6 protein-coding genes and 2 pseudogenes are annotated in these 7426 nt (G+C 74.4%); 4 read left to right on the top strand and 4 right to left on the bottom strand.

Annotated elements, in window-relative coordinates; all coding sequences use genetic code 11:
• The 3 genes and pseudogenes from KS423_RS48190 to KS423_RS32830 all read right to left on the bottom strand — a co-directional run.
• Positions 1 to 193 (bottom strand): annotated as a pseudogene (locus KS423_RS48190) (hypothetical protein); the annotation flags it as partial.
• Positions 194 to 290: 97 nt separating this feature from the next.
• Positions 291 to 980: a response regulator transcription factor gene (locus KS423_RS32835; protein ID WP_224283403.1), complete on the bottom strand. Its 690-nt coding sequence runs from the start codon at positions 978 to 980 to the stop codon at positions 291 to 293.
• Positions 981 to 1015: 35 nt separating this feature from the next.
• Positions 1016 to 2248, bottom strand: coding sequence for a sensor histidine kinase (locus KS423_RS32830; RefSeq protein WP_224283402.1), 1233 nt, complete (start codon positions 2246 to 2248; stop codon positions 1016 to 1018).
• Between the two features lie 128 nt (positions 2249 to 2376).
• Between KS423_RS32830 and KS423_RS32825 the strand changes: the two genes are divergently transcribed.
• Both KS423_RS32825 and KS423_RS32820 read left to right on the top strand, forming a co-directional pair.
• A complete protein-coding gene (locus tag KS423_RS32825; protein ID WP_224283401.1) occupies positions 2377 to 3393 on the top strand; it encodes an SAM-dependent methyltransferase in 1017 nt (338 codons plus the stop codon).
• Positions 3390 to 4559 carry an NADH-quinone oxidoreductase subunit D gene (locus KS423_RS32820; RefSeq protein WP_224283400.1) on the top strand — a complete coding sequence of 390 codons (1170 nt, stop codon included), beginning with the start codon at positions 3390 to 3392 and terminating at the stop codon, positions 4557 to 4559. The genes KS423_RS32825 and KS423_RS32820 overlap by 4 nt, the downstream gene beginning before the upstream one ends.
• Positions 4560 to 4565: 6 nt before the next feature.
• Here KS423_RS32820 and KS423_RS32815 read toward each other — a convergent pair whose 3' ends face one another.
• Positions 4566 to 5423 (bottom strand): hypothetical protein, encoded by an 858-nt coding sequence (locus tag KS423_RS32815; protein WP_224283404.1) that lies wholly within the window; start codon positions 5421 to 5423, stop codon positions 4566 to 4568.
• Positions 5424 to 5670: 247 nt separating this feature from the next.
• On the opposite strand from KS423_RS32815, the gene KS423_RS32810 reads away from it, so the two are divergent.
• Together KS423_RS32810 and KS423_RS32805 are read left to right on the top strand one after the other, a co-directional pair.
• The gene (locus KS423_RS32810; RefSeq protein ID WP_224283399.1) at positions 5671 to 6150 is read left to right on the top strand and encodes a hypothetical protein; all 480 of its coding nucleotides are present in this window, start codon (positions 5671 to 5673) and stop codon (positions 6148 to 6150) included.
• 26 nt (positions 6151 to 6176) lie between these two features.
• Positions 6177 to 7426, top strand: a pseudogene (locus tag KS423_RS32805) (hypothetical protein); the annotation flags it as partial.

The raw sequence follows: 7426 nt of genomic DNA, 5'->3' as shown, positions 1-7426 counted from the left end.
CCACGGTGTGCCCGGCGAGCTGGAGCGCCGCGCCCAGCGCGGGGCCGACCCGGCCGGTGCCGACCACGCCGACGGCCAGCCGGGCCGGGCGGTTGCCGGGGTCGCCGGGATCGCCGAAAGCCCGGTCGCCGAGACCGTCGGCGAGCGGGCCGAACTCGCCGGAGTCGGCGAAGCCGGACGGATTCACGTCCACCCTTGTCCTGCCTTGTCCTGAATGACCGTTCCAGTCCACTCGACGGGTACCGGACGTACCGCCCCAGTCTACGGGGGCGCCCGAACGGCGCAGCGGCTCAGTCGGTGGCCCCGGCCCGGATCAGCCCGGCCTCGTACGCCAGCACCACCGCCTGGACCCGGTCGCGCAGGCCCAGCTTGGCCAGGATCCGGCCGACGTGGGTCTTCACGGTGGCTTCGGAGAGCACCAGCCGGGCCGCGATCTCGCCGTTCGACAGCCCCTGGGCGACCAGCAGGAACACCTCCCGCTCGCGCTCGGTCAGCGGGCCGAGGGCGTCCGAGCCGGGAGAGCTGTGCGGGGTGGGCAGCACCTCGGCGAAGCGGTCGATCATTCGGCGGGTGGTGGTCGGGGCGACCACCGCGTCCCCGCCGTGCACCGCGCGGATCGCGGCCACCAGCTCGGTCGGCGGGACGTCCTTGAGCAGGAAGCCGCTGGCGCCGGCCTTGAGCGCGGCGAAGGCGTACTCGTCCAGGTCGAAGGTGGTGAGGATGAGCACGTGCGGGGCGTTCGGCAGCGGGCTGCCGTCCTCGGCCAGGCAGATCCGGCGGGTCGCCTGCACGCCGTCCAGCCGCGGCATCCGGACGTCCATCAGGATCACGTCCACCTCGGTGCGCCGCAGCAGCTCCAGGGCCTGCGCGCCGTCGCCCGCCTCGGCGGCGATCTCGATGTCGCCCTGCGACTGGAGGATCATCCGGAAACCGGTGCGCAGCAGTTCCTGGTCATCGACGAGCATCACGCGGATGGTCAAGGTGGGACTCCTTGGAGGGTGGACGGCGGACGGGGCTAGTGGGCCGCCTTGAGCGGCAGGACGGCGCGGATCCGGAAGCCGCCGCCGGGGCGGGGGCCCACGTCGAGGCTGCCGCTGACCATGCCGACGCGCTCGCGCATGCCGATCAGGCCGTGGCCGAGGCCGTCCGCGCCGCCGGCGGCCAGCTGCTCTTCGGTGCTGCCGCGCCCGTCGTCCTCCACCAGGACGGCCAGCTCGCGCTCGCCGAAGTCGACCGCGACCCGGGCGTGCGCGTCGGGGCCGCCGTGCTTGCGGACGTTGGTGAGCGCCTCCTGGACGATCCGGTAGACGGTCAGCTCGACGCCGCGCGGCAGCTCGCGCGGGTGCCCGGAGGTGGCGTAGTCCACGTCGAGCCCGGCCGTGCGGACCTGCTCCAGCAGCTCCGGCAGCTCCTCGACGCCCGGCTGCGGCACGTACTCCTCGGCCTTGGTGTCGGAGGTGCGCAGCACGCCCAGCAGGCGGCGCATCTCGACCAGCGCCTGGCGGCCGGTGGAGGCGATCGTGCCGAGCGCCTCCTTCGCCTGCTGCGGGGAGTTGTCCAGGACGTACGCGGCGCCGTCGGCCTGGACGATCATCACCGAGACGTTGTGCGCGACCACGTCGTGCAGCTCGCGGGCGATCCGGGCCCGCTCGGCGGCGACCGCCACCTTGGACTGGGCGTCCCGCTCGCGCTCCAGCCGGGCGGCGCGGTCCTCCAGCTCGACCAGGTAGGCGCGGCGCACCCTGGTCAGCCGGCCCCAGGCCCAGCAGAGGATGAACGGCGTGCTCATCAGCAGCGTGATCAGCGCCGCCTCGCCGAAGGCGTACGGGCGGGTGTGCGCGTCGCCCGCCGTGTCGAAGATCGTCTTCACCGGCATCATCTGCCAGAACACCAGCGGCCCGGCGGCCAGTCCGGCCGCCAGCGCCAGCCGGGAGGTCCACTTCCGGCCGAAGGCGGCGCCGGTGTAGGCGAAGACCAGGTAGGCGATCGAGGAGCCCTCCGGCGTGACGTTCACGACCACCTGGCCGACGCCGATGCAGGTGGCGGCGGCCACCGTGAGGTCGGGGTGGCGCCTCCGGAAGACCATCAGCAGCGGCAGCAGCACCGCGATCAGGATCGAGGCGTCGAAGCGCCAGCCCTCGTCGGCGTAGTTGTCGCTCGGCACCAGGCCGAAGAACAGCACGATCGACGCCCAGGCGGCGTCGACCACCATGGGGTGACGGCGGAGCCAGGCGTTGAGTCGATGCACGTGTCCAGCGTAGGCAGTCGTTCCGCATGCCCAGGTCCGCCGGTAGGGCGATCCGTCCTACTCCGTAGGTCGGAGAGGCACCCGGGCCGATGGGGAGGGTCTCCCCTGACCGGGTAGCGTCCCGCCCCATGACTTGGATGCGGTGGGCGCCCGCCATGGAACAGGCCCTGTACGACCCGGCGCGGGGCTTCTACCGCAGGCCGGAGGGCCCCGCCGGGCACTTCCGCACCTCGGTGCACGCCTCGCCGAGGTTCGCCCGTGCGGTGGCCCGGCTGCTGCTGGAGGTTGACGAGGCCCTCGGCCGTCCGGAGGAGCTGGCCCTGGTCGACATGGGGGCCGGGCGGGGCGAACTGCTCACCGGTGTCCTGGCCGAGCTGCCCGCCGAGGTGCTGGCGCGGCTGCGCCCGTACGGCGTGGAGATCGCGGAGCGCCCGGCCGGTCTGCCGTCCACAGCCCTGTGGACGGACGAGCCGCCGCGCGGGGTGACCGGGCTGCTGTTCGCCAACGAGTGGCTGGACAACGTGCCGCTGGACGCCGGCGAGGTGGACGAGGACGGGGTGCTGCGCTACGTCGAGGTGGACACCGCGACCGGCGGTCAGCGCCCCGGCGAGCCGGTCTCGGCGGCCGACGCGGCCTGGGCCGACCGCTGGTGGCCGGCCGTGGAGCCCGGCGAGGTGGTGGAGTTCGGCGGCCCCCGGGACGCCGCCTGGGCGCGGGCCGTGGCCGGGCTGGACCGCGGCCTGGCCGTCGCCGTCGACTACGGGCACACCGCCGGGCGGCGGCCGCCCTTCGGTACGTACGCCGGTTTCCGGGACGGCCGGGAGGTGGCCCCGGTGCCGGACGGCTCCTGCGACGTCACCGCGCACGTCGCGCTGGACTCGATCGCCGTGCCCGGTCTCCACAGCCTGTGGACAACCCAGCGGGAGGCGCTGCGGGCGCTCGGCATGAGCGGTCAGCGCCCGGCGCTCGCGCTCGCCACCAGTGACCCGGCCGGCTACCTGCGGGCGCTGAGCGGGGCGGGGGAGGGGGCCGAGCTGACCGACCCGGGCGGGCTGGGCGGGTTCGGGTGGCTGGTACAGGCCGTCCACATGCCGGAACCTGCGGGCTTGGCGGGCCTGCCGGGATGGCAGACTCTGGGGGCATGAGGGAGACCACGGTCGGCATCGGGGCGGGAGCCGAGAACTTCACCGGCGCGGCGGGCACCACCGACATGGTGCTCAACATCGGCCCGCAGCACCCGGCCACGCACGGCGTGCTGCGGCTGCGCATGCTGCTCGACGGCGAGCGCATCGTGAGCGCCGAGCCGGTGATCGGCTACATGCACCGGGGTGCCGAGAAGCTGTTCGAGGCCCGTGACTACCGGCAGATCATCATGCTGGCCAACCGGCACGACTGGCTCTCCGCCTTCTCCAACGAGCTCGGCGTCGTCATGGCCGTCGAGCGGATGCTCGGCATGGAGGTCCCGGAGCGGGCGGTGTGGATCCGCACCCTGCTTGCCGAGCTCAACCGGGTGCTCAACCACCTGATGTTCCTCGGCTCGTACCCGCTGGAGCTGGGCGGGATCACCCCGGTCTTCCACGCCTTCAACAGTCGGGAGGACCTCCAGCACGTGCTGGAGGAGGCCTCCGGCGGCCGGATGCACTACATGTTCAACCGGGTCGGCGGCCTCAAGGAGGACCTGCCGGCCGGCTGGCTCGGCCGGGTCCGCACCGCCGTCGCCACCGTGCGCTCGCAGCTGCCGGTCTTCGAGGACCTCGTCCTCGGCAACGAGATCTTCCGCGCCCGCACCGCCGGCGTCGGCGTCCTCACCAGGGCGCAGGCCGAGGCGTACGGCGTCAGCGGCCCGATCGCCCGGGCCGGCGGCCTCGACCTCGACCTGCGCCGCGACGAGCCGTACCTCGCCTACGGCTCCGAGGAACTGCGGCAGGTGCTCACCGTGGTCACCCGCGAGGAGGGCGACTGCCTGGCCCGCTTCGAGTGCCTGCTGGAGCAGACCCTCAACTCGCTGGACCTCGCCGACGCCTGCCTCGACAAGCTCGCCACGCTGCCGCCCGGCCCGGTCAACCAGCGGCTCCCCAAGGTGCTCAAGGCCCCCGAGGGCAGCACCTACGCGTGGACCGAGAACCCGCTCGGGATCAACGGCTACTACCTGGTCTCGCGTGGCGACAAGACGCCGTGGCGGCTCAAGCTGCGCTCGGCGTCCTTCAACAACATCCAGGCGCTGACCGAGCTGCTGCCGGGGACGCTGGTCGCGGACATGGTGGCGATCCTGGGGTCGATGTTCTTCGTGGTCGGGGACATCGACAAGTAGGGCCGGTCAGTTCTTCCCGGCCTTCTCTGCCGCCCCTGCGGTCGCTGCCTTCCCGGCCTTCTTGGCCGGGTCGGCCGGGTGCGGGGCCACCTTGCGGTCGCCCTTGGTGGCGATCCGCTCCTCGCACAGCCGGGCCAGCACCTCGTACGCCTCCTTGCCCATCAGCTCGGTGAGCTCGGGGCGGTAGCTGACGTACACCGGCTCCGCGCCCTGGTGGGCCGCCGGGGCGCCGGTGCACCACCAGTGCAGGTCGTGGCCGCCCGGGCCCCAGCCGCGGCGGTCGTACTCGCCGATCGACACCTGGAGGTAGCGGGTGTCGTCGGGGCGGTCGATCCAGTCGTAGGTGCGCCGGATCGGCAGCTGCCAGCAGACGTCCGGCTTGGTCTCCAGCGGCTCGCGGCCCTCCTTGAGCGCGAGCGCGTGCAGGGCGCAGCCGGCGCCGCCCGCGAAGCCCGGGCTGTTCACGAAGATGCAGGCGCCGTTGACCCGGCGGGTCTGGCGGTCGCCGTCCTCGTCCAGCATGGTGATGCCGCCGTCGGCGACGATCCGGCCCTTGGCGTCGGTGCCCTCGGCGAAGTTCTCCCACAGCTCGGGGGTCAGCCGGGCCGCGTGCGACCGGACGCGCTTCTCGTCGTCCTCGTCCGAGTAGTGCGCGCCCAGCGTGCAGCAGCCGTCCGACTCGCCACGGCCCTCGCGGATGCCGTGGCAGCCCTGGCCGAAGACGCACGACCAGCGGGAGGTCAGCCAGGTGAGGTCGCAGCGGAAGACCTGCTCGTCGTCGGCGGGGTCGGCGAACTCGACCCAGGCGCGGGGGAAGTCGAGCGGGACCTCGTCGCGCGGGATCTCGCGGCGCAGGGTCGGCATCGCGAGGTCGACGGGGGCGGGGGAGGCCTTGGGCTTCGCCTTGGCCTTCTTCTTGGACGTTTCTGCTGGTGCCACCCGGCAAGGGTAGAGCTTTCGGCGGCGATGGCGCGGTGGCGGGGCCCGTGGCGGTGGGACCGTCCGGGGTGAAGGCGGGGTGAAGAGGTCCGTCGGGCCCTGCGGGAGGGCCCGGGGGCGTGCCTAGGATGGCGGCCGGTCCGCTACGGGACCGCTACGGGGAGGTGCGGGGATGGCAGGCGGCAGCACCGGGGCGTCCGGCCGCGCGGACGGGGAGTTCGTCCTCAAACCGTGGGAACTGCACGGCGAGGGGCGGGAGTTCGAGAAGATCGGCGGCGAGCTGACGAAGGCCGTCGCCGCCCTGGAGCAGGGGCTCGCCGCGCTGGGCGCCCCCTGGGGGGCGGACCGGCCGGGCGGCGGCTTCGCCGCCGTGTACGGGCCGGCACGCGGTGAACTCGTCGGCGGGCTGCGGGGGTTGGCCGGGAGGGTGGCCGGGATCGGGGCCGGGCTGCACGCGATGGCCGCGCGGACGGCCGACGCGGACAGCTCGGCGGCGAGCGGGTTCGGGGCGTCGGCGGCGCCGGGGGCACCGGGGGTGTCGGGCGCGACAGGGGTGCCGGGGGCCTCGCCGGTGACGACCGCGGTGTACTCGACGGTGCCGGGGGCAACCCCGGGGGCGGCTCCCACCGTCCCCAAGGACATGCCGGTCTGACGGACCCGGCTCGAAGGGGGAAGCGCGTGTCCCGGAAACTGCCCGAGGAACTGGTCCCGGTGCTGGCCCGGACCGGCCAGCAGTGGCCGCAGGCCGACGAGGAGGGTCTGCGCAAGGCCGCCGGAGTCTGGCGCGAGTTCGGCAAGGAGGCCGACCGGCTCACCCGCCGCGGCGGTGAGTCCGTCCGGCGGGTCACCGCCGACAACTCCGGTCACGCGGTCGAGGCCTTCGGCGCGTACTGGCAGGCCTTCAACGGTGGCGGCAGGGGCCACCTGGACGACGCGCACAGCGCGGTCGGGCTGGTCGCCGGGGCCTTCGACACGGCCGCGCGGGCCGTGGACACCTGCAAGGCCGAGATCATCGCGACCCTGCAGCAGCTCGCCGCCGACCTCAAGCAGGCCGAGGAACAGGCGGCCAAGGCCAAGGAGACGGCCGGCAAGGTCGCCGCGACGGCCGCCGGCGACCCGGCGAAGAGCGGGGTGGTCGGCGGACTGGAGAACGCCGTTGGCGGCTTCGCGGCCACGGTGAAGAACGCCGCCACCGAGCAGGTCGCGGCGGGGGTGGCGGCCGTCGCCGTCGAGGCCGCCGCGCTGAAGATCGGCGGACTGCTCGCCGAACTCGGCCGCGCCATGAAGGACGCCCTGTCCGGCGTGCTCAAGGAGCCGGCCGCCGTCGCCCTGCTGAAGCTCGGCACCGCGCAGGGGACGGGGATCACCGCCGCCTCGTACCGCAGCGGCGCGTTCGACCCGCTCGCCGCCGGGCTGCCCGCCGCCCTCGGCGAACCGGGCGTGCTCGCCGCGGACGGCTCCGGGCTGGTCCTGCTCGCCGGGAAGGACGGCAAGCCGCTGGTCGGCGTGCCGGGGCTGACGGTCAAGGTGGACGAGCACGGCGAGCCCGTCCTCGGCCCGGACGGGCAGCCGGTCATCCTCCGCGCCGACGGCACACCGGTGGCCGACGCCACCGGGCTGCTGGTCGTCCCGGGGCCGGACGGCAAGCCGGTGGTCGGGGTGGCGGACCTGGCCGTCCGGCTGGACGAGCACGGGCAGCCGGTGCTCACCGGCGAGGACGGCAAGGAGGTCCGAGGGGTGCCGCTCGCCGGGCTGACGCCGGGGGCGGACGGACCGGGTGGCGACAAGCCCGGCGTCGGCGAGCCGGGGGCGGACAAGCCGCTCGTGGGTGCGACGCCCGACGGGCCGGCGGATCCGAAGGCGCCGGGCGCCGTGACGGTGGCGTCGGTCGCGGTGGCGGAGCCTGGGGCGGTCGTCGGCGGCCCGGA

It is taken from the genome of Streptomyces sp. LS1784 (assembly GCF_020103755.1).
Taxonomy (GTDB): Bacteria; Actinomycetota; Actinomycetes; order Streptomycetales; family Streptomycetaceae; genus Kitasatospora.
Note: the sequence above shows the minus strand (reverse complement) of the source record. Positions and strands in the feature narration are given on the sequence as shown.

What these genes read in the sequence shown, in the direction of transcription:
- KS423_RS32825 (WP_224283401.1), top strand. Translation starts at nt 2,377, where the DNA reads ATGACTTGGATGCGGTGGGCGCCCGCCATGGAACAGGCCCTGTACGAC.
- KS423_RS32820 (WP_224283400.1), top strand. Translation starts at nt 3,390, where the DNA reads ATGAGGGAGACCACGGTCGGCATCGGGGCGGGAGCCGAGAACTTCACC.
- KS423_RS32815 (WP_224283404.1), bottom strand. Translation starts at nt 5,423, where the DNA reads ATGCCGACCCTGCGCCGCGAGATCCCGCGCGACGAGGTCCCGCTCGAC.
- KS423_RS32810 (WP_224283399.1), top strand. Translation starts at nt 5,671, where the DNA reads ATGGCAGGCGGCAGCACCGGGGCGTCCGGCCGCGCGGACGGGGAGTTC.